The sequence below is a fragment of the Actinopolyspora lacussalsi genome (genome assembly GCA_030803735.1).
GTDB classification, from domain to species: domain Bacteria; phylum Actinomycetota; class Actinomycetes; order Mycobacteriales; family Pseudonocardiaceae; genus Actinopolyspora; species Actinopolyspora lacussalsi.
Map to the genome: position 1 here is coordinate 3,269,083 of JAURUC010000001.1, position 24,880 is coordinate 3,293,962.

At 68.3% G+C, this 24,880-nt stretch carries 22 protein-coding genes; 4 read left to right on the forward strand and 18 right to left on the reverse strand.

The window, feature by feature from the left end:
- Position 1 precedes the first annotated feature (1 nt).
- From J2S53_RS14625 to J2S53_RS14640, 4 genes are all read right to left on the reverse strand, one after another.
- A complete protein-coding gene (locus J2S53_RS14625) occupies positions 2-1,168 on the reverse strand; it encodes an RNA polymerase sigma factor (RefSeq protein WP_456241424.1) in 1,167 nt (388 codons plus the stop codon).
- Positions 1,165-1,572: a YciI family protein gene (locus J2S53_RS14630; protein ID WP_092977258.1), complete on the reverse strand. Its 408-nt coding sequence runs from the start codon at positions 1,570-1,572 to the stop codon at positions 1,165-1,167. Before J2S53_RS14630 ends, J2S53_RS14625 begins: the two co-directional genes overlap by 4 nt.
- A 136-nt stretch (positions 1,573-1,708) precedes the next feature.
- A complete protein-coding gene (locus J2S53_RS14635) occupies positions 1,709-2,197 on the reverse strand; it encodes an N-acetyltransferase family protein (RefSeq protein ID WP_456241425.1) in 489 nt (162 codons plus the stop codon).
- Between the two features lie 84 nt (positions 2,198-2,281).
- Positions 2,282-2,932 (reverse strand): HAD family hydrolase, encoded by a 651-nt coding sequence (locus J2S53_RS14640; RefSeq protein WP_456242800.1) that lies wholly within the window; start codon positions 2,930-2,932, stop codon positions 2,282-2,284.
- A 152-nt stretch (positions 2,933-3,084) separates the two neighbouring features.
- Between J2S53_RS14640 and J2S53_RS14645 the strand changes: the two genes are divergently transcribed.
- The 3 genes from J2S53_RS14645 to J2S53_RS14655 all read left to right on the forward strand — a co-directional run bounded on the left by J2S53_RS14645 (position 3,085) and on the right by J2S53_RS14655 (position 7,670).
- Positions 3,085-4,308, forward strand: a complete 1,224-nt coding sequence (locus tag J2S53_RS14645; RefSeq protein WP_456241426.1) for an MFS transporter — start codon at positions 3,085-3,087, stop codon at positions 4,306-4,308.
- 346 nt (positions 4,309-4,654) lie between these two features.
- Entirely contained in the window at positions 4,655-6,769 is a 2,115-nt protein-coding gene (locus J2S53_RS14650; RefSeq protein WP_456241427.1) for a PhoX family protein, read from the forward strand.
- A 214-nt stretch (positions 6,770-6,983) separates the two neighbouring features.
- Positions 6,984-7,670 (forward strand): SDR family oxidoreductase, encoded by a 687-nt coding sequence (locus tag J2S53_RS14655; protein WP_456241428.1) that lies wholly within the window; start codon positions 6,984-6,986, stop codon positions 7,668-7,670.
- A 110-nt stretch (positions 7,671-7,780) separates the two neighbouring features.
- On the opposite strand, the gene J2S53_RS14660 is transcribed toward J2S53_RS14655, so the two are convergent.
- From J2S53_RS14660 to J2S53_RS14725, 14 genes are all read right to left on the reverse strand, one after another.
- On the reverse strand, positions 7,781-9,112 hold the full coding sequence (locus J2S53_RS14660) for an amidohydrolase family protein (RefSeq protein ID WP_456241429.1): 1,332 nt from the start codon (positions 9,110-9,112) through the stop codon (positions 7,781-7,783).
- Between the two features lie 120 nt (positions 9,113-9,232).
- Entirely contained in the window at positions 9,233-9,916 is a 684-nt protein-coding gene (locus tag J2S53_RS14665; protein WP_456241430.1) for a hypothetical protein, read from the reverse strand.
- Positions 9,913-10,263 carry a PadR family transcriptional regulator gene (locus tag J2S53_RS14670; protein ID WP_456241431.1) on the reverse strand — a complete coding sequence of 117 codons (351 nt, stop codon included), beginning with the start codon at positions 10,261-10,263 and terminating at the stop codon, positions 9,913-9,915. The genes J2S53_RS14665 and J2S53_RS14670 overlap by 4 nt, the downstream gene beginning before the upstream one ends.
- A 129-nt stretch (positions 10,264-10,392) precedes the next feature.
- Positions 10,393-10,686, reverse strand: coding sequence for a hypothetical protein (locus tag J2S53_RS14675; RefSeq protein WP_456241432.1), 294 nt, complete (start codon positions 10,684-10,686; stop codon positions 10,393-10,395).
- Between the two features lie 195 nt (positions 10,687-10,881).
- Complete coding sequence (locus tag J2S53_RS14680; RefSeq protein WP_456241433.1) at positions 10,882-11,541, reverse strand: response regulator; 660 nt, start codon at positions 11,539-11,541, stop codon at positions 10,882-10,884.
- Positions 11,538-13,271, reverse strand: coding sequence for a histidine kinase (locus J2S53_RS14685; protein WP_456241434.1), 1,734 nt, complete (start codon positions 13,269-13,271; stop codon positions 11,538-11,540). Before J2S53_RS14685 ends, J2S53_RS14680 begins: the two co-directional genes overlap by 4 nt.
- Before the next feature lie 774 nt (positions 13,272-14,045).
- Positions 14,046-14,759 carry a tRNA (guanosine(46)-N7)-methyltransferase TrmB gene (trmB, locus tag J2S53_RS14690; RefSeq protein ID WP_456241435.1) on the reverse strand — a complete coding sequence of 238 codons (714 nt, stop codon included), beginning with the start codon at positions 14,757-14,759 and terminating at the stop codon, positions 14,046-14,048.
- A 259-nt stretch (positions 14,760-15,018) separates the two neighbouring features.
- Positions 15,019-15,636, reverse strand: a complete 618-nt coding sequence (locus J2S53_RS14695; protein ID WP_456241436.1) for a hypothetical protein — start codon at positions 15,634-15,636, stop codon at positions 15,019-15,021.
- A gap of 755 nt (positions 15,637-16,391) precedes the next feature.
- Positions 16,392-17,141, reverse strand: coding sequence for an ABC transporter permease (locus tag J2S53_RS14700; RefSeq protein ID WP_456241437.1), 750 nt, complete (start codon positions 17,139-17,141; stop codon positions 16,392-16,394).
- 300 nt (positions 17,142-17,441) lie between these two features.
- Positions 17,442-18,410 (reverse strand): ABC transporter ATP-binding protein, encoded by a 969-nt coding sequence (locus J2S53_RS14705; protein ID WP_456241438.1) that lies wholly within the window; start codon positions 18,408-18,410, stop codon positions 17,442-17,444.
- 243 nt (positions 18,411-18,653) lie between these two features.
- Positions 18,654-19,463 (reverse strand): HAD family hydrolase, encoded by an 810-nt coding sequence (locus J2S53_RS14710; RefSeq protein ID WP_456241439.1) that lies wholly within the window; start codon positions 19,461-19,463, stop codon positions 18,654-18,656.
- A gap of 128 nt (positions 19,464-19,591) precedes the next feature.
- Positions 19,592-20,842 carry an NAD(P)/FAD-dependent oxidoreductase gene (locus tag J2S53_RS14715; RefSeq protein ID WP_456241440.1) on the reverse strand — a complete coding sequence of 417 codons (1,251 nt, stop codon included), beginning with the start codon at positions 20,840-20,842 and terminating at the stop codon, positions 19,592-19,594.
- 140 nt (positions 20,843-20,982) lie between these two features.
- A complete protein-coding gene (locus J2S53_RS14720; protein ID WP_456241441.1) occupies positions 20,983-21,639 on the reverse strand; it encodes a response regulator in 657 nt (218 codons plus the stop codon).
- Between the two features lie 214 nt (positions 21,640-21,853).
- Entirely contained in the window at positions 21,854-23,053 is a 1,200-nt protein-coding gene (locus J2S53_RS14725; protein WP_456241442.1) for a sensor histidine kinase, read from the reverse strand.
- Between the two features lie 110 nt (positions 23,054-23,163).
- On the opposite strand from J2S53_RS14725, the gene J2S53_RS14730 reads away from it, so the two are divergent.
- Positions 23,164-24,729, forward strand: a complete 1,566-nt coding sequence (locus tag J2S53_RS14730) for a dynamin family protein (RefSeq protein ID WP_456241443.1) — start codon at positions 23,164-23,166, stop codon at positions 24,727-24,729.
- The last annotated feature ends 151 nt before the right edge of the window (positions 24,730-24,880 follow it).

Sequence of the window (24,880 nt, forward strand, 5' to 3'; positions counted from 1 at the left end):
GTCAGTCCTCGCGACCCGGCCACGAGGTCCGTGCTCGGTGCCGCACGCGTGCTGCTTCACGGGTGAGGTGGTCGCGTTCGGCCAGGTTGGTGGCGGCGCGGGCGGCTTCGGCGTACAGCTCGGCGGCGTGGCCGAGAGTGCCCGCCTTTTCGTGGAGGTGTGCCGCCACGGCGGTGTACCGGGGCAGGGTGGGGTCGATGTCGGCGAGCGCGGCGAGACCGGCCCGCGCCCCGTCGGCTTCGCCGACCGCCACGGCACGGTTGAGCCGCACGATCGGGCTGCCGGTGAGGCGCAGCAGTTCGTCGTACCATTCCACGATCTGCGCCCAGTCCGTCTCGGAGGCGGTGCGGGCGTCGGCGTGCAGGGCGGCGATCGCGGCCTGGGCCTGGTACTCGCCGAGCCGGTCGCGGGCCAGCGCGCTCCGCAGGATCGTCACTCCTTCGGCGATCATCTCGGAGTCCCAGAGCGAGCGGTCCTGCTCGGCCAGCGGCACCAGGCGACCACCGGTTCCGGTGCGAGACGCCCGGCGGGCGTGGTGCAGCAGCATGAGCGCGAGCAATCCGGCCGCTTCGGACTCGTCGGAGAGGGCGACGAGTTGGCGGGCGAGCCGGATCGCCTCGGCGGCCAGGTCGACGTCCCCGCTGTATCCCTCGTTGAACACGAGGTAGAGCACTCGCAGCACGGTCGCCGCATCGCCGGGCTCCTCGAATCCGGCCCCGGCGATGCGGCGTTTGGCCCGGCTGATCCGCTGGGCCATCGTCGCTTCCGGAACCAGGTACGCCGTCGCGATCTGCCTGGTGGTCAGGCCGCCGACCGCGCGCAGGGTCAGCGCGACGGCCGAGTTCGGGGACAGAACGGGATGCGCGCACAGGAAGTACAGGCGAAGCGTGTCGTCCGTCGCGGGCACGGAGCCGCCGGTTGGTTCGGCCGCCACCGCCAGTTCACGCCCGCGCCGGGTCCTCTCGGCCCGGGCGGAGTCGAGGAACTTGCGCCAGGCGACCGAGATCAGCCACGCTTTCGGGTCGCGTGGCTGCTCCGCCGGGCCGGCTTCGAGTGCCCGGACAAGGGCCTCCTGCACGGCGTCCTCGGCCGAGGCGAAGTCGGCTCCGCGACGGACGAGAACGCCGATCACGGCGGGTACGAGTTCCCGCAGCGGTGTTCCGTTCACTCGGTCACCGTGGGTGGCTCGGTGAGGAACGGCCGTACTTCGATCCACTCGTGGATCGGCTCGCCGCCGACCCCGGGAGCCGCCGAGAGCTCCCCGGCCAGCTCGACCGCTCGATCCCAGGACTCCACGTCGATGACCATCCACCCCGCGATGAGGTCCTTCGTCTCGGCGAACGGACCGTCGGTCACCGGTGGTTGTCCCGCACCGTCGTATCGCACGAAGGTTCCCCCGGGAGTCAGGGCCTGCGAGTCCACGAACTCGCCGTTCTCCTCCAGGCGGGCCGCGAAGTCCTTCATGTACTGGATGTGCGCGTCGACCTCCTCCGGATTCCACTGATCCATCGGTGGGTGGTCCATGACCGATTCCGGGCCACCTCGGTAGTGCTTGAGCAGCAGGTACTTCACGATGAGCTCCTTCTCCGTCGGACGACCGGTTGCTCCGATCGTGCCCCTGGGACGGAGCCGGCGCGCCGTTCTCGACACCGTCGCGCGTCGATTTCTCGCGAAATCGTCGCCCAAGGGAACCGAGCCGGAGATCCGCTCAAAGCGCGCGGTGCATGATGTGCAGTCCCACGAACCCCTTCTCGGGGTGCTCGAAGGCCTCCGGCACCGTTGCCAGGATCTCGAAGCCCAGGGAGCGCCACAGCGCCACCGCACCGGTGTTGGTCTCCACCACCGCGTTGAACTGCATCGCCGAGTAGCCGTCGGCGCGGGCCTGCTCGACCACGTGCTCTCCCAGCGCATGACCGTAACCGCGTCCGGCGTGGGCAGGGTCGACCATGAAGCCCGCGTTGGCCACGTGCGCGCCCGGCCCGGCGTGGTTGGGGTGGGTCTCGGCGGTCCCGACCACGGATCCCTCGTCATCGATGGCCACCACGGTCCGCCCCGGTGGCTGTCGCATCCACCCCGCGCGAGCGCTCGGTTCGGTGGTGTCCCGCTCCCAGCAGAAGGTCTCGCCCGCCGAGACTATGTCACGCATGAACCGCCAGATCGCGGGCCAGTCGTCGGCCGTCGCCTCCCTGATACGCACGTCACCAGCATCCACGACGGATCGGCCGGGAAGCAATCGAGGGGAGCGCCGATCGTGCGGCACCGCCGGATCCCGAGCGACCTCTCAAGCGGACAGTTCGGTGAGCACCCCGGGCAGCTCGTCGATGCGTTCCAGTCGCCGTTCGGCCAGTCGCAACGCGTCCCCGGCGGGCGGAAAGTGCGGATTCGGCACGGCGACCACGGTTGCGCCGGAAGCCGCCGCCGAACGAAGCCCGTTGGAGGAGTCCTCCACCGCCACGCACCTGCGCGCGTCCACCCCCAGCTCGTCGGCCGCGCGCAGGTAGACGTCCGGGGCGGGCTTGCCCGCTCCCACCTGCTCGCTGGAGACGGTGCGGCGCACCACGTCCGTGAGTCCACCGGTTTCCAGGAACGCACCGATGATGCGCGGCGGGGCGGAACTGGCGATGGCGACCGGATACCGCTCGGCCACGGTCCGAACCGTCTCGACGGCCCCCGGCAGCGTCGGTGGCTCCGTGGCGTAGTGCTGGGCCATCCGGTCGATGACCTTCTCGGCCACCTCTTCGGAGGACAGTCGAACGCCCAACCCGGTGACGAGGTACTCGGCCCATTCCGGAGTGCTCATCCCCATCATGCGTTCACTCGCACCATCGGCCCACCGGCCGCCGTGCTGCTCGGTGACCTCGCGCCGTATGCGGTCCCAGAGGTGCTCGGAATCGACCAGCACACCGTCGAGATCGAACAACACCGCGGTCACGCCATCGCTACCGTCGCACACGCCGTCGATGGTATGGCCCGATCCGGGGTCCCGGCTCGCGCGGTGAGCTTGCTCATGTCGGATGGGCAGCCCACGAGTCGAAAGTTAGCATTTCTAACGAAATACTTCGTCCACAAGAGGAGCGCGCGTCCATGAGCGGGTCCGAAGCCACCCGATTGCGCGAGGTGTTCAAGGGACAGCCCAAGGCCGTCTGGATCACCGCGTTCGCGGCCGTGATCGCCTTCATGGGCATCGGCCTCGTCGATCCGATCCTGCGTTCCATAGCCGAAGCGCTCGACGCGGGCCCGGAGCAGGTGACCCTGCTGTTCTCGTCCTACCTGGGGGTCCAGGTGGTGGCCATGCTGATCACCGGCGCGTTCAGCGCGCGGTTCGGTGCCAAGCGCACCGTGGTCACCGGTCTGGTGCTGATCGTGCTGGCCACCCTGGCCTGCGCGCTGGCCGATACGGTCGTGCAACTGGTGGCGCTGCGCGCGGTCTGGGGCCTGGGCAACGCCCTGTTCATCGCCACGGCGCTGTCGGTGATCGTCGGCGCTGCCAGCGGCGGCCAGCGCGCCGCGATCCTGCTCTACGAGGCCGCGCTCGGCATCGGCCTGTCCACCGGCCCACTGCTCGGCGCGCTGCTCGGGAACATCTCCTGGCGGGGACCGTTCGCCGGAACCGCCGTGCTGATGGCCATCGCGCTGATCCTGGCCGTGGGCTTCCTGCCCTCCGACACCGGCAAGCGCGGTGAGCCGGTCAAGCTGCTCGACCCGCTGCGTGCCCTGCGGCACGGCGCGCTGCTGCGCACCTCGGTGGGCTCGGCGCTGTACACCGCGGCCTTCTTCACCGTACTGGCGTGGTCCCCGTTCGTGCTGGAGTACGGCGCGATCGCCGTGGGGCTGGTGTTCTTCGGCTGGGGTGTGTGCGTGGCGTTCGCCGGTGTCACGCTGGCCCCGAAGCTCGCCGACAGGTTCGGCGAACTGGGCGGCACGGTACTGGCCGTGTCGCTGTACGCGGTGCTGCTGCTGATCATGACCATCGACAGCAAGACCGTGCTGATCGCGGGCATAGTGGTCAGCGGGCTGGTGTCGGGACTGCTCAACACGCTGTTCACGGGCAGCGCCATGAGCGTCAGCAAGGCACCGCGCCCGGTGGCCAGCGCGGGGTACAACTTCTGCCGCTGGCTCGGCGGGGCGCTGGCCGCGACGCTGGTCAGCCACATCGCCACCTGGCTGGACTGGCTGAGGGCGCCGTTCGCGGCGGGCGCGGTGGCCTGTCTGATCGCGGCCGGGCTGCTCGCGGCGGGGCTGCGCTCGCGCGACACCGATCCGCACCGGGTGCCGGAGGAGGCAGCGGTGGTCGGCGAGGAGTTCTGACCCCACCCGAGCCGGGGTGACCGAACGGGGCAACAGGCCCCTCGGCATCCACAGTCCCCTCGGCGTCCACAGCGGAGTTCGGCGGCACGCCCGGGCACGAACGGGTCGACCCATCGTGAGTCTCACCGAGCACACTGAGCGGGAACAGTGTCGAAAGTGGAAACACTCGGTCGTCATCGTGCTGTCCGACATCCGATCGTGGGGTAACTATCTCACCGTTTTGCAGTAGCCGGATTCGACCCACCGTCACGAATTTCCCTGCCGTTCACGTTCAGTCAGCTGAGACATCGCCTGCCGCGCATAGTGTCGGCACGTCCCACTGACAAAAGCTGTGGAAAGGCAGGAAATGTCCGCCAACTCAGCCGAACCACGCGTGCTCCCACTACCGCTGCTGGACCACCATTCCGCCGGCCGCTCCGCGGTCACCTGCGAATACCGCTGCGGGAACGCCTGCGCACACGACGCGCCGAACGAATCGGACAACAGCTACTTCGGCGACCTGGTGCGAGGGGTCGTGAACAGACGGGGCGCGCTGCGAGCCGGTGCGGTGCTGTCCGTGGCGGCGGGGGCGACCGCCACGGCCGTGGGCACGGCAGCGGCGAGTCCCGGCCGGGGGAACGGCCGTGGTCACGGGAACGGTCACGGCCACGGGAACGGCTCGGGCGCCCCGCCCGTCGGGACCGACTTCGATCCGGTACCGCCGAACACCCGGGACAGGGTGGTCATCCCCGACGGCTACGAGCAGCAGGTGGTCATCCGGTGGGGAGACCCGGTACTGCACTCGGCGCCCGAATTCGACTTCTGGAACCAGACGCCCGAGGCCCAGCAGGCGCAGTTCGGCTACAACAACGACTTCGCCGGGCTGATTCCGCTGGACAATGCGGGAATCCACAACCTGCTGGTGGTCAACCACGAGTACACCACCGAAACCCACATGTTCGCCGACTACGATCCGGACAACCCCACCGAGCAGCAGGTGCGGACCGCCTGGGCCGCGCACGGGATGTCCGTCCTGCTGGTCCGGCGCGACCCGGCACGCGGCGGTCTCAGCCCGCTGCCGAGCTGGTACAGCAGGCGGATCACGCTGCGGACCGAGTTCGAACTGCGCGGCCCCGCCGCCGGGAGCGAGCTGCTCAAGACCTCCGAGGACCCGAGCGGCACCCGGGTGCTGGGCACCCAGAACAACTGCGCCGGGGGCGTCACCCCGTGGGGAACGGTGCTCTCCGGTGAGGAGAACTTCCACCAGTACTTCGCGCACGCCGATCAGGTGAGCGACCCGGAGACCAGGGAGCGGATGCGCCGCTACGGACTAGGCACCGGCAGCAGCACCCGCAAGTGGGAACGCTTCGAGAAGCGCTGGGACGCGAGCCGGGAGCCGAACGAGTCCAACCGGTTCGGCTGGGTGGTCGAGGTCGATCCGCACGACCCGAACTCGACACCGGTGAAGCACACCGCGCTGGGACGCTTCAAGCACGAGGGCGCCACGATCCGCACCGCGGACGACGGCCGGGTAGTCGCCTACATGGGTGACGACGAGCGGTTCGACTACATCTACAAGTTCGTCTCCAGCGGCAGGATGAAGCACGGCCGCAGTGCCCACGCCCGCAGGCACAACATGTCGCTGCTGGATCACGGCACCCTGTACGTGGCGCGGTTCTCCGGTGACAGCCCCGCCTCGGAGATCGACGGCAGCGGCGAGCTGCCCTCCGACGGCGAGTTCGACGGCTCCGGTGAGTGGCTGCCGTTGGCCACGGGCGACACCTCGCACGTTCCCGGCTTCACGGCCGAGGAGGTCTACGTGTTCACCCGCCTCGCGGCCGACGAGGTGGGGGCGACCAAGATGGACCGTCCCGAGGACATCGAGCCGAATCCCTCCAACGGGCGGGTCTACTGCGCGCTGACCAACAACTCCAACCGAGGCGCGGCGGAGCACGCACCGGTCGACGAGATCAATCCCCGGATCGGCAACAAGCACGGTCACGTGCTGGAGATCCGCGAGAACCACGACGATCCGACGTCGACCGGCATGTCCTGGGGCCTGTTGCTGGTCTGCGGCGACCCCGAGGACGCGGGCACCTACTTCGGCGGTTTCGACAAGGATCAGGTGAGCCCGATCTCCTGCCCCGACAACGTGGCGTTCGACCGGCACGGCAACCTCTGGGTCTCCACGGACGGCAACGAGCTCGGCTCGCACGACGGGCTGTTCGCCGTGCCGGTCACGGGACCGGAGCGGGGGCACGTCAAGCAGTTCCTGACGGTGCCCAACGGCGCCGAGACCTGCGGTCCGATCATCACCGACGACATCGTGACCGTGTGCGTCCAGCACCCGGGCGAGAACGGTTCCGGCCCGTCCGACCCCGGTTCGCACTGGCCGGACGGCGGTGACTCCCAGCCCCGTCCGTCGCTGGTCGCCGTGTGGCGCGACCACGGCCACCGCGTGGGCGAGATCGGACGCCGCTGAACCACTGCGGTGACCACGCCCGACCACTGCGGTGACCACGCCCGCGCACACCCGGGACGCGCGGCCGCATTCCCGGACTGCGCCGCCGCGCTTCCGGGAGGCGCGGGCCGGTGACAGGAGTTTGGCAACCGACCGGTCGTGTCGGGGATCGGAAGTCCCCGACACGACCGGGGCGTGCGGCGTTCACCGTGGTGACGGCGCTACCGTAATCGAGATGACTTCACGACCGACCGCACTGGTCACGGGCGCTTCACGGGGTGTGGGAGCGGCGGTGGCACACCGGCTCTCCGAAACCCACGACCTCCTGCTCGGTGGCCGCGACGAGGAAACCCTGCGAAAGCTCGCGGCGGACCTGCCCGGCGCGAGCCCCTGGCCCGCCGAACTCACCGACTACGAGGGGATAGCGGCCGCGGCGGCCGGGATCGAGAAACTCGACGTGCTGGTGCACAGTGCGGGCATGATCGAGCTCGGCTCGGTCTCCGAGACCGGGGTCGACTCGTGGCGACGCACCTTCGAACTCAACCTGTTCGCCGTAACCGAGCTGACCAGGACACTGCTGCCGGCACTGCGAGCTTCCGCCGGACACGTGGTGCTGATCAACTCCGGCGCGGGCATGGCCGCCAAACCGAACTGGGGCTCCTACGCCGCCAGCAAGTTCGCGCTGCGCGCCTACGCGGACGTGCTGCGCGGCGAGGAGGCCACCAATGGAATCCGGGTGACCTCGGTGTTCCCCGGACGTGTCGCCACCGACATGCAACGCGAGGTGCGCGAGTCCGAGGGCGGGGCCTTCGAGCCGGAGCGCTATCTGCGGCCGGAATCGGTCGCCGACACGGTGGTCTCCAGCGTTCGGGCAGGATCGGACGCGCACATGACGGAGATAGTGCTGCGGCCGGACGGCTGACCGGCCCGCTCCCGCCGGGAGTCGGCCGATGACAAACCGGTACGACGGAACCGCGGAGCAGGTGACGGAGCCGAGGAGCACCGCATCCGGGCGGGATCAACCGGGTGGGCTCAGCTCTCGATTCGGCGTGCCGCCGCACGCGCGGACTGCAACACCGAGTCCCGTTCCACCCGAGTGGGCTCCCCCGCGCGCAACACGTGCTCACCGGCCACCCAGACATCGCGCACGCGGTCGGCTCCCGCCGCCCACACCAGGTTGGACAGGATGCGTTCATCCGTGGTGTCGGCGCCGCGCACGAAAGCCGGGGTGTCCAGGTCCAGCTGGACGACATCGGCCCAGCGGCCGCGTTCCAGCACCCCGATGTCGGTACGGTGCAGGGCCCGCGCACCGCCCCTGGTGGCAGCGAGCAGCAGCTCCGCCGCACCGACCGCGTTGGCATCGCCATCCCGCAGCCGAGCGAGCATGCCGGCGAGCTGGATCTCCTCCCGGAGATCGACGTCGTCGTTGCTGGACGGGCCGTCGGTGCCGAGCCCGACCGGCACCCCGGCCCGCAGCAGGTCGACGAACCGGGCCGTGCCGGAGGCGAGTTTCGCGTTGGAACCGGGGCAGTGGGCCACGCCCGCGCCGTGCTCTGCGAGAGTGGCGATGTCGGTGTCGTCGAGATGCACCCCGTGGGCGGCCAGGAAACGCCCCTCCAGTACCCCGAGCTCAGCGAGCATGCGCGGCACGGAACCGTGGGCACGTCGCTGTTCCACGTCCTCGTCGGCGGCTTCGGCCACGTGGGTGTGCACCAGCGCGCCGCGTTCGCGTGCCTGTTCGCCGATCAACCGCAGGGCCTCCGGTGGGAGGGTGTAGGCGGAGTGCGGCCCGTAGGCGAGCTCCACGCGCTCGCCCGGTCCGAAGCGCAGCCCGTCACTGTCGATCCAGCGGCTGACCCTGTCCACCATGCCCTGCCAACCACCCAGGTCACCGAGATCAGGAGTGTCGATCACGGCGGAGGCAATCACCGCACGCGAGCCCACTTCGAGTACCGCCTCGGCGACGGCTTCGGGCGCGAAGTACATCTCCGCGCTGGTGGTCACTCCCGCGCTGAGCATCTCCAGGCTGCCGAGCCGCATGCCGTCCCGGATGTCCGAGGCCCGCAGCCGGGACTCGGCGGGCCAGACCGCTTCCCGCAACCAGCGCAGCAGCGGCAGCTCACCTCCGATGCCCCGCAACAGCGTCATGGGTGTGTGCGCGTGGGAGTTGACCATTCCCGGCAGCAACAGCCCGGGGCAGTCCTGCACGACGGTGTTCGGGTCCGGTTCGGGAGCCGAGACACGCGGACCGCAATAGCCCAACCTGCCCTGCTCGTCGATGTCCACGACAGCGTCGCGCGAGACCGAACAGGTCTCGTCGCAGGGAAGCATCAGCGGGGCGCGCAGGCGTCGAGCGATCGGCATGACCGCATTGTCCAACCGGCGAACTACGGGCCGGAAGCTGCCCGGCACGCAAACCGACCGAGGTGATGGCCCCAGCTGCGGACCGCACACCACCTCAGTCACGCTCGTCATCGCGTGCGGTCAAAAACCCATCCAGCTGTTGAACAACGCGAAAGCAACAATAAACCCACCGATAACAATATTTCCGACTACCGTAGCGACCATGGGACGACCGAGCGAGGTTCGGTCGTTGCCACCAGGATCTATGATCGGACCGGATCGAGGAAGTCCAAGCAAAAATACAACCATGCTGCCCACAACGAGTATCAATCCTACCGAAGCGGCCACGGGAAACGGAACCGTGAATCCCACGCCCCAGAAGTTGTGCGGCTGCAGCATCGTGGCTACAGCCAACAGCGCGGGAAAAACCAACGGCGCACCGCGAGGGTCTCGACGATATCCAAGAGCCAGCAGCGATGCGATGATTACACACGCTCCCATCGGAAGAAGAAAACCCCAGCCGAGCTGGAGCACACTTCCGCCAACGACACGATGGAGCGCTACCAGAAGGAGGAAAACACCCAGCAGGAAGCCGAGAAACGAGCCGAAACAGCGACCATAGGAAGGCAGTGGAATCAGGCGCTCACCGGAAGAGCACATTACAGCATACTTCTGCGGATCCCCGAATGTTTCACGTGGATCCTCAGCCGTGTCCTCGACATGGGTCTCGATCTCGGCGACCAACTCTCCGATTCTCTTCCCCTTGACACGTCGCTCACGAGCAGTGGATGAGAATTCCCGAAGATAGCTGTCCAGTTCGATCATTCCCCGTTCTCCGCCGTAGCTTCGTCGAGAAGTGTTGTGGTGCGATTCGTGAACTCGATCCACCTGCATCGCTCCTGTTCCAGCTGTTCGACCCCGTAGCGCGTGAGGTAGAAGTACTTGCGTCCCGGGCCGGTTTCACTCTCGTGCCATTGCGCGACGACAGCCCCCTCCTCGGCGAGCCGCCTCAACAGTGGATACAACGTTCCACCCTTGAGGTGGCCCAAACCGGCTCGTTGCAACCTCTGGGTGATCTCGTATCCGTAAGTCGGCCCCTCCGCGATCACGGCCAACACCATGAGCCGCAGTACGCCGCGCAGCCATTGTGCCGGCCAGATGACCTCGTCCATGCCATGGATAGTAAAGCTACCTAGGTTGCGAAGCAACCTAGACGATGCGGGCATGACCGGGCCGCTCGATTCGCGCGCATCGCGGTGTTCGAGTGGAGCGAATCCTTCACGGCTATCCGGACTCCGCCGCTACGGCCCCAGCGCGTTCATGATGTGAAACATCACCAGCCCCGCGGCGAGCATGCCGCACGACAGCGCCGCACAGATCAGTCCCTCACGGAGTCTTCGCGCAGCGGCCGAGAGCTCACGGACCCGCGGTCCGGAGGTGGGCTCCTTACCGACGGAACGTCGCGGCAGCGGTGGGCTCCCGCCTTCGCGGGACTGGTCTCGCGGTCGCGACGGGACCAGTGATCGCAGCGGAGCCAGCGGACGCAGCAGGGCTCGGGATCGCAGCAGGGCTCGGGGTTGCACTTGTCGCGTCATGACTCCAGCATGCGCGCCGTTCGGGGCGTTCACCTCGGCAGTTCGGCCAGATCAGGTCCGCCGAACGGCCGGTGCTCGCACACTTCCCGTACGATCCCGCCGCCACTCCAACAGCGGGCCGGGAACACCGCGGCGAGCCGGATTCGGTCCCGCTCGCCGCCCCACTCCCCGACCACTGTCGGATCGCGAACCCGGTCAGTCACTCATCCGCCCGGTGCGCCACGCCCAGGCCGCGATCTCCACCCGGTTGCGCGCCCCGATCTTGCCCTGCACCGAGGCCAGGTGGGACTTCACGGTGGACAGCGACATGTAGAGCTCGGCACTCACCTCGGTGTTGGTCAGTCCGCGGGCCACCGCGCGGACCACGTCGTGTTCCCTGCCGGTCAGCTCCTCCCGCGGCCTGTCCGCCGCGCGGTCGCGGGACGAGTCGGACTCGTGGAAGTGCCGGAGCAACCGCACGGTGATCTGCGGTGAGACCAGGGCGTCACCGCGTGCGGCGGCGTGCACCGCCTCCACCAGCAGTGCCGGTCCGGCGTCCTTGAGCAGGAAACCGCTGGCACCGTTGTTGAGCGCGGTGGCGACGTACTCGTCCAGGTCGAAGGTCGTCACCACGACGACCCTGATGGGGTCGGTCGCCTCCTCACCGGCGAGCAGCCCGGTGGCCTCCAGACCGTCGATGCCCGGCATCCGGATGTCCATGAGGCAGACGTCCGGGCGCAGTTCGCGTGCGAGCCGCACGGCGTCGTGCCCGTTGCCCGCGTCACCGACCACCCGGATGTCGTCCTCACTGTCCAGAATCATCCGGAATCCGGCTCGGACCATTTCCTGGTCGTCGGCGATCAGTACCCGGATCATGCCCGCTTTTCCTCCGTATCCGTCAACGGCAGCCGAGCCTCGACTCGCCAACCGCGACCCCGCCCCGGTCCCGCGCTCAACCGACCACCGAGCAGTTCGATTCGCTCCCGCATGCCGACCAAACCGTATCCACCGGAACCGCCCGGTGGCTGCCCGCTGGGAATTGTTCCGTCATCGGTGATCTCGATCAGCAGTTGCTCGTTCGCGGTTTTGACCGAAATCGTGACCAGGTCGGCGTCGAGAGCGTGCTTCTCGGCGTTGGTGATCGCCTCCTGGACGAGTCGCAGTGCCGAACGTCCCACCTCCTGCGGCACGTCCCTCGTCAACCGCACGTCCAGCTCGATTCGCTTCCCCGAAGCGTCGGGCGTGCTGTGCTCGACCAGTTTCCGCAGGTCGGCTTCCAGATCGACGGTGGGCTCCGTCTCCAGCGCGGAGAACGAGTCGTTCTCGGTGTCGCGCATGCTGCCGACGAGCCGCCGCATGGCCGTGAGGGCCTCGGTGCCGCTGGACGAGATCCGCTCCAACGCCTCACCCGCGGCTCTCGGGTTCTTCTCGGCGACCTTGAGGGCGGCCTGTGCCTGCACCACTATCCCGGTGACGTGATGTGCGACCACGTCGTGCAGTTCACGGGCCAACGCCATCCGCTCGTCCTGCTGTGCCCCCTTCACCGCCGCACGAACCGCGCGGGCCCGGTCCTCGTCGCGGGCGCGGAAGTACATCCCGGTGCCGATCGCCAGCACCAGCAGGACGGCTCCCAGGAACAGCAGGGACGGGAGCTCGAGTACCGACATGGGGCGGTACAAGCCCACACGTGGGATGAGAGCAGCACCGAACACGGCGGAGACGGTGAGGGCACCGGCGGCGGCGGTCGCCTCCCGCATCGGGGCCAGCCGGACGACGAAGACGATGAGCAGCATCCCGGCGGCGGTGACGGGCATCGGGAGCCCTCCCAGAGCGAACTGCGAGGACCCGACCACGGAATTCTGCATCCCCACCACGCCGAGCAGCGCTGCCAGCACCGTGGTGAACACGACGTTCACCGCCCCGAGCAGCGCGGCCTGGATCGGACGGAGCGGGGCGAACACAGCTAACACCGACATGAGTACGGAGCTGACCGTCAGCAACACATCACCGAAAAGCGTGTAGCCGAAGTCGGTGCCGGCCACCTGCAGGAACAGCAGGACCGACAGCGCCGCGGTGACCGGCCACTGTCCGCGCAGCAGTTCCGCGAGCGGACGCCGCACCTCCCGCCGCTGTCCACCTCCTCCCAGGTATATGCCGGTGCCCACGGCGAGCACCAGCTGCAGCAGTCCGAGTTCAAGACTCTGGACCGTGGGGGGATCGTTGCGGAAGAACACGGCGACCAGGCATGTCGTCACCAGCACGGCGGTGACCAGCGTGGCTCTGACGCGCGGGAGACTCCGGAACGCGTAGACCACCAGCAACAGACCCGCGACGTTCTCGGTGAACGAGACGCGCGGGAGCAAACCGGGTCCGGGATCGATGTCCAGGTAGCGGGCGAGCGCGAGTCCGAACAACAGCGTGCCCGCGCCGAGCAGGCCACACCTGAGCGGGTACCAGCGGGCCGCCAGCGCGAGCAGCACCATCATCGTGATCAGCGGAATTCGTCCCAGGGACGAATCACCGGCCTCGACGATGAGGAACAGCTCGCCGAGCCAGGTCAGCAGCAACAGGGCCGCGAAGATCCACTGCTCCCGAAGTGCACCCACCGTGCGCCGCGACAGGTTTCGGACCGACCACCGTCCCGGCTGCTCGGGACTGGGCCGAGTGGTGGACGAACGATCGGGCCAAGGCAGCACACCCGAACTTTAACCGGCACGAAAGCCCGTGCCCCTTGGCCGATCGGTCGGCGGGAAATAACCACATGGCCGATACAACACGTGACGAACGACAGCCACGCTCGGTGACGCAACGCAGTAAGCGGCGGTCGTCCCCCACGGCTCGCGTGGCGGCTCGCGTGCCGTCACGGGCACGAGCCCCACTACCGGCACGGGTTCGGGGCGGAACACGACCGGCGACTCGAAAGGAGCGACACAGTGATCACCACGTTATCCGTCATCGGGACGGTACTGGCACTGGCTGTACTGGTGCTGATGGCGCTCAGCGCGACGCTGCCCGACCTCTGGGAGGTGTTCCATCACGGACGCTGACCGGTGATCCGTTGTGACCGCCGAACGACAGGTCGATTTCACATCCGGCGCGGCCGAAGACGAGAGGAGGCACAGGTGTGCGAGGTACGCGTTCGGGCTCACAAGCCCGGGTTCGGGTGAACCGCCTACCGTTGCCACGCCTGTCGAAACGGATCGCGCCGGTCAACCTCGAGCGAGTTGCCGAGGTTATCCCCTCTCCACTGTTTTCCTGCGGGGTTGCCGACCGCCCCTCGGGGTTGCCGATCTATCCTGCCGTGCTGCCGACCGGGGTAGTCCGTTGCCGCCCTGGTTCCGCCCAACGAGCGACCCACCAACCCGACAGGAAAATTTCGATCAGACACGCTCGAAGATCAGATCGTGTACTTCACGCCCCTCGGAATGAGCGCGGTTCTCGAACTTGGTCACCGGTCGCCACTCCGGCCGAGGTGCCCAGCCCCCCGGAAAGTCCGCCCAGCGGTTCCGCAGGTTCGGTTCCGCGGTGCAGACCTCCATCATCTGCTCGGCGTAGCTCTCCCAGTCGGTAGCCAGGTGCAGCACCCCACCGGGACGTAGCCGCGAGGCGACCAGCGCCACGAAATCGGGTTGGACCAGCCGCCGCTTGTGATGGCGTTTCTTGGGCCACGGGTCCGGGAAGAAGACCCGCACCTCGCTCAACGTGTCCGCCGTGAAGTGTTCCCGCAGCAGTACCGTCGCGTCACCACGCAGCAACCGGAGATTGTCGATGCCGAGGTTCTCGGCACGTGCCAGCAACTGGGCCAGCCCGGGCTTGTAGACCTCGACGGCCAGGTGGTCGTGCTCCGGCCGGGCCGCGGCCAGCTGGGCCGTCGTCTCCCCCATGCCGGAACCGACCTCAAGCACCAGCGGCGCGGTTCGACCGAACCAACCGGTGGTGTCTAGCGGCCCCTCGGGCAGTTCGGAGATGTCGTGGCCGAACTCGTCCCAGTACCGATCCCACGCGCGCTGCTGCCCGGTCGTCATCCGCTCGCCGCGCTGCACGTAACTGACGACCGTGCGGCGGTGTGGAATCTGCTGGTCGGAAGCACTCACGTCGAGCCAGTATCGCAAATCGGGTCGCGGAGCCGGGAGAGGCCACCACAGCGGGGCTCGGCCCCGGTTCGTCAGGGCCTCGACACCACCGAGCAGGGCCTCGACACCGTCAGGATATCCACGAGGTGAACTCTCTCGGTCGTGCGATCACGTGGGGCCGTTCGGCACTCACGGGTGGTCGTTCGGCGCCGGAGAGCCATCTCCGACAACCGAACCGACCCACTCCGCGAAGTACTACCGGCACATCACCACGAGCACATCACCACGACTCGATTCGAGGCAGAATCGCGGCCAGCTCGCTGACCCCCGGCGCCGGTACCCGAGGCGTGGCGGCCCCCTCCGGCTGGGCGGGCACGATGTTGATCCATCCCGGATGCTGATCGGTCAGCGTGACCGTGGTCGGTACCGACATCGGCGGACGATCGGAAGGACCGTACTCCCAGTAACCGATCTCACCCGCCGTGGACCAGGGCACGAACACCCAGCCGGGACGAGCGATCAGCAGCGCGTGGAGGTCGTCCTCGAACCGGAACGCCTCGGCTCGGGTGTCGATCTCGCCCCGGTGCAACGCGTGCAGCCACCAGGGCGCCGGAAGGCGCCCTTCGGGGCCGCCGAGTCTGCGGAACAGATCCAGCACCTGGTCCTGCGGAGCGGTGTGCACCCATCCGGTACGAACCGACTCGGGGGAACCCGCCTCGCCCTCGGGCTGGTTCGACTCGGTTGCCAGCGACCACTCCAGCCTGGGAATGGGAATCAGTCGTACGTCCTCGTTGTCCCCGGCTGCTTCGGCGTCCCCTGTGACTCCGGTGTTCCCGGCGTCCTCCGCGACCTCGGCGGATTTTTGATTGAGCGACGAAAACTCACTCGACAGAACCACTGCTTCACCCTCCTCCGCGTGAGCCGCGAGCGGATTCGGGTAGGCGACTCGCGGCCTTACCCCCAGGGATGCGCTCCGGAAACATTGGGATCCGGAGCTACACCTCTCACCTTACGGGTTACCACAGACACGGTGGGTGTATGCAACATTCCGGAGAATGTGCGACCCCTCACACAGTCCAGCGAGAACGCATACCCCGCAGCACAATCAACCGTTCGACCGAACGAAACGGTACGGACGGATCATGTGATCACAATCACCGAAACGGCCACTGTGGGGCGTCATCGACCGGCTCCATCGCGATGGGACACCGCCCCGATCGCGCGGATTCTCCCGTCTGGCGCTCTCGCGAGGACTCTCCGACGTCGTGCGGTACCTACCCGATCTCGGACCGCCCGGAGCGAGAACCGGCGGGAGGTTCCGCCGAGCGAACAACTCGACAACCCGACCGGAAAACAACAATGGGTCCCGAAAAATACAGGGCCAGGGCCATCCCCCGAATGACAGCCCTGGCCCTCCCCCGTCCCGACCGCAGGCACCCCCGAGCGCCCGTTCAGTCGGTTTCCGGTTGTGCGTGACCGCCACGGGAGCGCACAACGAGGCACCCGGCGGCCCGCTCGATCTCACAACCAGCGGTAAGTTCGATTTCTCTTGATCTTATCGGTAGGGGTGAGCAGTATCTCCCCCGGGCTCGATAACGACGTGCGGCACCGCACAGCCGCTACCGAACCGGATTCGGTTACCGGCCGACGACCTCAGGCGTCGCGCTTGCGGACCGTGATCAGCGCGATGACCAGCAGCGCCACCCCGAGGGCGAGGAAGTAGACCAACGAGGCCCACGGTCCGATCGGCGCTTCAGGCATCTGGGAGGTCATCGGCGTCTGCGGAGCACCGCCCTGCAAAAACTGGTTGGCGGCGGCGAAGGGCATCCAGTCGAAGATGTCGTCGCCCACCCTGGGCAGCAGCCCGACCAACGACTCGACCAGCAGTGCCCAGACGAGCACCAGCGAGATCCCTCCGGCGCTCTGGCGTACCAGCATGCCAACCGCGAGGGCGTACAGCGCGGCACCGGCGTAGACCAGTCCGAGCCCGGCCACGTTGCGCCACTCGTGCCCCGCGTCCAGTGCGAGCGTCTCGCCACCCGTGATCAGGTAGCTGACGCCCCAGGCCAGGAAGGCCGCGATCTCACCGATCACGAATGCCAGTGCCGCCACCACACCGCTCTTGGCCAGCATGACCGCCGTCCGGTTCGGCACGGCCTGGAAGGTCGCCTTGATGGTGCCGAAGCGGTACTCGGTGGTCACGGCCAGCACGGCCAGCACCATGATCACCATCATGCCCAGTTGGCCGCCCGACTGAGTGGCGCCGACGACAGTGAACTCCGCGGGCGCCGTGGCCGCGTACAGCACACCGAGCCCTACGGTCAGCAGCAGGGCTGCGAACATGCACCACCACGGGGAACGGGTGGTGAACAGCTTCATGCGTTCGATTGCCAGCAATGTCATTTCGAATATCCCGATGCTCGTGACCGACGAAGCCGCTCCGCGCGGCGTCGCCGAATGCTCGTGGCTGTCTGTCGTTTCGAACGGGGGTGTGCGAACACGACTCCGCCGGGTGTCCGGGAGATTCGGGCGGCCCGAGAAGTCGGGGCCGGGTCGATGTCCCACGCGGCGGGACCGCGTGTTCCCCCAGTACCGGGACAACCACGGGCAGCGTCCTCGGCACCCGCTGCGGGGCTACCGCGAAGGACTGCCGTGTCTCCCCCGTTCGATATCTACTGTTCGATACCTACTGGTCGTGCGGGGTCACTTCTCCGCCGCGACCGACGCCTCGCCCGGGGAGCCGGAAGCCTCCTCACCGGACTTCCCGGTGCTGAACTCCACTTCCTGCCCGGTGATCTGCATGAACGCCTCCTCGAGCGAAGCACGCTGCGCGGTGAGTTCGTGCAGTACGCAGTCGTACTTGGCGGCGAGCTCACCGACCTGCTCGGTCGCGCCGTCGGGCACCAGCAGGGTGTCCCGCTCCTGCTGGTTCTCGCGGGTGACGGAGAACCCGTTCGAGGTGAGGACCTCGCCGAGCTGATCGGCCTGCGGGCTGCGGACCTTCACCGAGGTGCTGCTGGAGCTTTCCACGAACTCCTGGGTGCTGCACTGCGCGATGAGCTTGCCGCGTCCCACGACGACCAGTTCCTCTGCCGTCTGGGCCATCTCGGAAAGCAGGTGGCTGGAGACCAGCACGGTGCGCCCCTCGGCCGCGAGCCGCTGCATGAACCGCCTGATCCAGTGGATCCCCTCCGGGTCGAGCCCGTTGACCGGCTCGTCGAACATCAGGATCTTGGGGTCGCCGAGCAGCGCGGTGGCGATGCCGAGCCGCTGGGACATTCCGAGCGAGAAGCCGCCCGCCCGGCGTCGAGCCACCTCCGAGAGCCCGACGATGTCCAGCACCTCGTCCACCCGCTTGGTGGGGATGCCGTTGGACCTGGCCATCCACTTGAGGTGCGCGTACGCGGACCGGTTCGGGTGAACCCACTTGGCGTCGACCAACGCCCCCAGTGTGCGCAGTGGGTTCTTGAGCTCGGTGTAGTGCTTGCCGTCGATGAGGACCTTGCCCGCCGTGGGTCGGTCCAGGCCGAGCATCATGCGCATCGTGGTGGACTTGCCCGCCCCGTTCGGCCCGAGAAACCCAGTTACCTTGCCGGGCTTGACGGTGAACGAGAGATCGTCGACCGCCAGCTTGGAGCCGTAGCGTTTGGTGAGGCCCACAGCCTCGATCATCGTCACTCCTGTGGATTCCGGCGAGCGGCCGGAAATGTAATCCGGCCTCATGTCACCCACCAGCCTGCCCGACGAACGGTCGTTGCCGCGTCCACCCGGGGTATAGAACCGAATCCACTTCAGGTCGTAGTGTCCCCGGACCCCCCTGAGACCCTCAGCCCGGAGCTCGTTCTCAGGGGGTCGCTCACTCGATCAGGCAGAACACTGGCACGAACCCGCCACGGGAGTGAGCACGGAACGCGCTCACTCGGAGCTGAACCAGCGTCCGAGAGCGGGAACCAGTCCGTTCTGGGTCACCGGACTCGTCACCTCGGCTGCGGTGAGCCGCACGGTCGCGGGTGCCTGCCCCATCGCCACCGAGTGGTGGGCCCATTCGAGCATCTGGAGGTCGTTGTCACCGTCCCCGGCCGCGAAGGTCCCCTCCGGGGAAACCCCGAGCTCCAACCGGAGTTTCTCCAGTGCCGCCGCCTTGCTGACCCCTGCGGGGACCACCGTCACCCACGGGTCGTAGTGGTCGATCGTGTAGGTGCACCCGGGCAGCTCGACACCTTCGAGCCGCCCCCACACCTCGGCCGGATCGCGGTTGGCCCAGTTCACGATGAAACGGGGTACCGGATGTCCGAGCAGCTCGGCCAGCCCGGCGTGCCACTGCGGCCCGTGCAGCTCCTCCGGTGTGAACGGGGCGGTCACCATACTGCCGACCCCGACCCGTTCGGCGGCGAACAGCGAACCGGGCAGCAGCGGGGAGAGCCGGGTGTGCACGGGCTGCGGATCGAAGGTCTCCACCGAGACGGCTTCCCTCGCGGCCACATCGACCCGGACGGCCCCGTTGGAGCACAGCGCCACCCCGTCGGTGACGCCGAGCTCATCGAGCACCGGCAACGTACCGAGCATGCTGCGACCGGTGGCGATGACCAGGTGGCTTCCCGAGGAAGCGACCCGCCGCACCGCCCGGCGCACCGGGTCGGACAGCGACTGCGTCTCGGGATCCACCATCGTGCCGTCCACGTCGAGGGCGACAAGACTCGGTTTCCAGCTGGATCTCGTGGTCACAACAGCAGCCTATCCGTTCGGCCCGGTGGCGGGGGTCGGTCGCGAGTCGAATAACACTACGCGAGCACTACTGGGGGCGAAACCCGTGTCACGCGCCGCCGACGCCGTCGCGCACTACCGACAGGGCGTCACGCACTACCGACAGGGCGTTTTCGCAGCGCTTCGACATCGTGCAACGAGTAGGCGGTGTCGGTCAGTCGTTCGGGCACCACCGAGGCACCGGAGTGGATCAGGCCACGGATCGATTCGGCCACCCCGAAGACGTTGACGTTCATGGCGGCGAGCACCCGTTCCGCGCTGTCGAGCCAGCAGGCGACGAACCGCCGGTCGGCCAGTGAGCCACGCACCACCACCCGCTCCTCGACGTCACCGGGTACGAAACCGTGATACTCCATCCCCAGGTCGTACTGGTCGGTGAAGAAGTAGGGCAGCTCGGTGTAGGAGGCCGAGTGCCCCAACATGCTCGCCGCCGCCACGGCGGGTTGTTTCAACGCGTTGGCCCAGTGCTCCACCCGGAGCCCGCCGAGGGACGGATGCCGCACCTCGGCGATGTCACCCACCGCGAGAATGTCCGGATCGCTGCTGTTCAGCCCGGTATCGACCAGCACCCCGTTGTCGATGTCCAGCCCCGCGCTCTCGGCCAGGGTGAGTTCCGGTCGGGCCCCTACAGCGAGCAGTACGGCATCCGCGGGAAGTTCGGATCCGTCGGTGAGCCGCACTCCGGTGACCCCGGAGGGGGTCATGATCTCGGAGACGTGCGAGGAAAGGTGCAGCGTGACGCCGTGCTCGCGGTGCAGGTCGGCGAAGAACTCACCCATCCGCGGCCCGAGCGCTGCCAGCAGGGGCTGGCGTGCCGCTTCGACCACGTGAACCTCCACCCCGTAACCCCGGGCCACGGCGGCCACCTCCAGACCGATCCAGCCCGCACCCACGATCACCAGCCGCCCCACACGCCGTAGCGCGGCGGCGAGCCGATCGGCGTCGCCCAGTCTGCGCAGGCAGTGCACGCCACGGGAATCCGCTCCGGGCAGCGGCAACCTGCGGGGCCGGGATCCGGTGGCGAGCACGAGCTTGTCGTAGCCCAATCGGGTGGAATCGGCCAGTTCGACCTCGTGGCTGCCCGGGTGCAGCCCGGTCGCCCGGGTGCCCAGCCGCAGCTCGACGTCGTTCCGGACGTACCACTCCCTGGGGTGAACGGTGAAGTCGGCCACCTCGGTCCTGCCTGCCAGGTAGTCCTTGGAGAGCGGCGGACGCTCGTAGGGCGGTGCCTCCTCTTCGCAGATCAACTCGATACGACCTGGGAACTCCCGTTCCCGCAGCGCCTCCACGGTCTTCGCGCCTGCCAGGCCACCACCGACCACGACGAATGTCTCGGACATGAGAACTCCCTCCCACCAGGGCGGTTAGGGGGAGGGTAGGCACTGGAAGTCGAGCTCGCTCACCGAACGGCGCGTCGTCCACGGATGGTGGACACCGAACGGTGCCACCCCCGGCGTCGTCGGTGCGGAAGCGCCGGGGATCACTCCGTGCCGGGGCGGATGAGTCCCGTCTCGTAGGCGAGCACCACGGCCTGCACCCGGTCGCGCAGCTCGAGTTTGGCCAGGATACGGCCGATGTGAGTCTTGACGGTGGCTTCGGAGAGGTAGAGGCGTTCGGCGATCTCGCCGTTGGACAGTCCACGCGCCATGTTGACCAGCACTTCGCGCTCGCGCCCGGTCAGCGACTCCAGCACGGAGTCGTCACGCAGCTTCGCCTCGCCCGTCCCGATGAAACGATCGAGCAGCCTGCGCGTCACGCTCGGCGATACGACCGCGTCGCCCTCATCCACCGAGCGCACCGCGGAGACCAGATCCGCCGGAGGCGTGTCCTTGAGCAGGAACCCGCTCGCCCCGGCACGCAGCGCGGACAGCGCGTAGTCGTCCAGGTCGAAGGTGGTCATCACGAGCACCTTGGCGAGCTCCTCGCCCACGATGAGCTCGGTGGCACGCACGCCGTCCATGCCGGGCATGCGGACGTCCATGAGCACCACGTCGGGAGCGAGTTCGCGCGCTCGTTCGACCGCCGCGGCACCGTCGTCGGCCTCGGCCACCACCTCCACGTCCTCCTGGGCGTCCAGCACCATGCGCAGCCCCACCCGCATGAGTTCCTGGTCGTCGACGAGCACCACCCGAACCATGCGGATCAGCCTATAGCAGAATTCTCCGGCTCAGTTTCCACAGTGCCGGAGCGGCGGCGCCTCCCGCCATCGTGCCCGATCACAGGAGTGGTCGTTCGTCACTCGCCGCTACGGATGCTCCGCGATTTCGCGGGAAATCGCCGTACATCCCGCGGTGCCGCCCCCTGAGACGGCCCGAGAAATCGACGCCGCCAGCGCGGAAGCCGAACCCGAGTCAGCTCGCGGTCGCGGACTCCCCGGCCAGCAAGAGCTCTGCGCGCACCCGCCAACCGCCCTCCTCCGCCGGTCCCGCCTCCAGGCTCCCGCCGTAGATGGCCGCGCGTTCGCGCATCCCGATGACACCGTTGCCGCCCGGCACCGCCTCCGGCGCGAGCACTCCCCTTGCCCCGTTGTCGGTGACTTCGATCCGCACCCGTTCGCCGTCGTTGCGCAGCAGCACGGCGGCCGTGGCGTGCCATCCCGCGTGCTTGAGCACGTTGGTCAGCGACTCCTGCACGATGCGATAGATCCCCAGCCCCTGTCCGGTGGGGATCCGATCGAGATCACCCTCGACCCGGAACGTCACCGGCAGCCCCAGACCACGCACCCGCTCCACCAGTTCGTACACCCCGCCGACGCCGGGCTGCGGGTCGCGTCGGGCGCTGTCGTCGGCCTCGGTCCGGTTCCGCAGCACGTGCAGCAGGCTGCGCAACTCGACGAGTGCCTCCCTGCCGGTGTCCCCGATCGTGTGCAGCGCCCGCACAGCGTTGTCCGGGGCGTCGCGGACGATGTACGCCGCGCCGTCGGCATGGGTGACCATCACGTTCACCGAGTGGGCCAGCACGTCGTGCAGCTCCCTGGCGATGCGGTTGCGTTCCTCGGCCACCGCGATCCTGGCCTGCTGGTCGCGCTCGAACTCCAGCCCGCGCAGCCGGCTCTCCATCGCCTCCTGGTAGGCCCGGCGGGCCCCGAAGTACTCGCCGAGCACCCAGCAGAATCCGAGCACGAGCACCAGTTGCACGGCGAACAGCGCCCACGGGAGCGTGACACCGGGCGTCGGATAGGTCGACAGCAGCCAGACCACGAGCACCGCGCCCACGTAACCGCCCCCCGCCCTCCTGCCGACATAGGCGACGAGGGTGTAGACCATGATCAGCACTGCCAGGAAACCCGGCCGCAAGAGGGGTGGGTGCGGGCCGAACAGCTGGAAGAGCAGACCGAGCAGCACGGCACAGGCCGTCACGCCGGGCAGGTTCCGCCGGAACGCGAGTGGGAACACCAGCAGCGCGCCCGCCAGGACGCTCCAGAACCCGATCAGATGCTCAGCACCCCGGGTTATCACCACACCGGCGACCTCGGCCAACAGCAGCAATACCATGATCGAGACATCGCCCACGCTCGGATGCGCACGCATCCACAGACTGAGTCGCCGCACGTCCGCCGATGCTATGCCAGGTGAGTCGGCGATCGCCTCATTCCGGAGTCGAAATCGAGGTCATACTTGAGAGGCAGAGGGTCGACAGCGCCTCGCCCGGAAGGAGCCCGTTGACTACGCAGCGAACCCGCGGGCCGTTGTCGGACGCGGTGGCGCGACTGTGCGCCGACCTGCGCGGCAGGGTCGGCGCGGACACCGCGAACGGATTGCACGAGGTGCTGCTCCGTCTCGGGGAACCGTTGCAGCTGGCGGTGGTGGGCAGGATCAAGTCAGGCAAGTCCACGCTGGTCAACGCCCTGATCGGGCGCAACGTGGCGCCCACCGACGTCGGCGAGTGCACGCGGGTGGTGACCCGTTTCCGGTACGGCACTGTGGACCGGGTCGAGGTGATCCTGCGCGACGGTGGCAAGCGGTTTCTGCCGTTCAGCCCAGACGGGGCGATCCCGGCCGATCTGGGGGTGGAGCGGGAACGTGTCTCGCACCTGGAGGCATACCTGACCAACGAGGTGCTGCGCGACCTGACGGTGATCGACACTCCGGGGCTGGGCTCGACCGACGACTCCTCGGTCGCACGCACCGAGGCTGTGCTGGGCGATTCCGGAACAGCGGAGCCGGGGACGGCGGAGCCGGAAGAACGTGCCGAATCACTGGACCCGGTGTCGCGGAGCGCGGTTGCGGGGGCGGAGGCCGTGCTCTACGTCGTCACGCAGTCGGTGCGGGCCGACGACCAGCGGGCGCTGAGCTCGTTCGGCGCCGCGACCGGCAACCGCCCGGCGGGACCGGCGAACGCGTTGGCCGTGCTGAACAAGGCGGACACGGTGGAGCCGGAGTCGGTGCGCGACAGCGACGGCAGCGTTTGGCACGCGGCGAGCCTACTGGCGGAGAGGCAGGCCCGGCAGCTCGGACCGCGGGTGACCGACGTGCTCCCGGTGGTCGGGTTGCTCGCGGAGACCGCCGAGACGGGGAGGTTCACCGCTTCCGACGCCGAGGCGCTGCATCGGTTGGCCGGGCTGGACGAGGCGACCAGGGAAACCCTGTTGATCTCCGCGGATCTGTTCACCGGGTGGGAGTGCGACGTGCCGACGGGCACTCGGGCCCGCCTGCTGGAGCTGCTCGATCTTTACGGAATCGGATGTGCCCTGGAGGCCATAGCCGCAGACCCGAACATCACGGCGGGCGGACTGCGCCGGGTGCTGCACGAGTCCTCCGGCCTGTCCGAGGTCTCACGCGGTTTGAACACGGTCTTCCGCGCCCGGGCGGACGGCATCAAGGCGGCGGCGGGACTGTCGTCGATGACGGCGGTGGCGCAGCGGAGTAATGACCCGGCGGAACGCGGGCGGATCCAGGACGGGATCGAAGCCCTGCTGGCCCGGCCCGACGCGCACCAGCTGCGGCTGCTGGAGGTGCTGACGTTGATCTCCTCGGGTGAGGTCACGCTGCCGAGCGATCTGCTCGACGAGGTGCTGCGGCTGGGAGCCTCGAACAACCCGTCCGAGCGACTGGGGATGCTCGGGGGAAACCCGGACCGGATGATCGAGTACGCGATGGAGCGCGCCAACTGGTGGCGCTCGTTCGCGTCGCTGGGCTCCACCCCGGCGCAGAGCCGGGTGGCTCACGTGGTGCACCGTGCCTACTTCCTGCTGTGGCAGCAGCTGCGCAGCGGGACACGCGGGTGACCGGACTCTTCGGACGCGTCGAGCAGTGCTCGGTTGCCCGCCGAGCCTTCCCGCCCGTGCCGCGAGGTCGGCGCGCCCTTGCAGACCAACGGAGCGTGGGAATTCCTCACGCGGGTGGAACCGAACGCCTCGCCGCCGCGTCCAATACGGC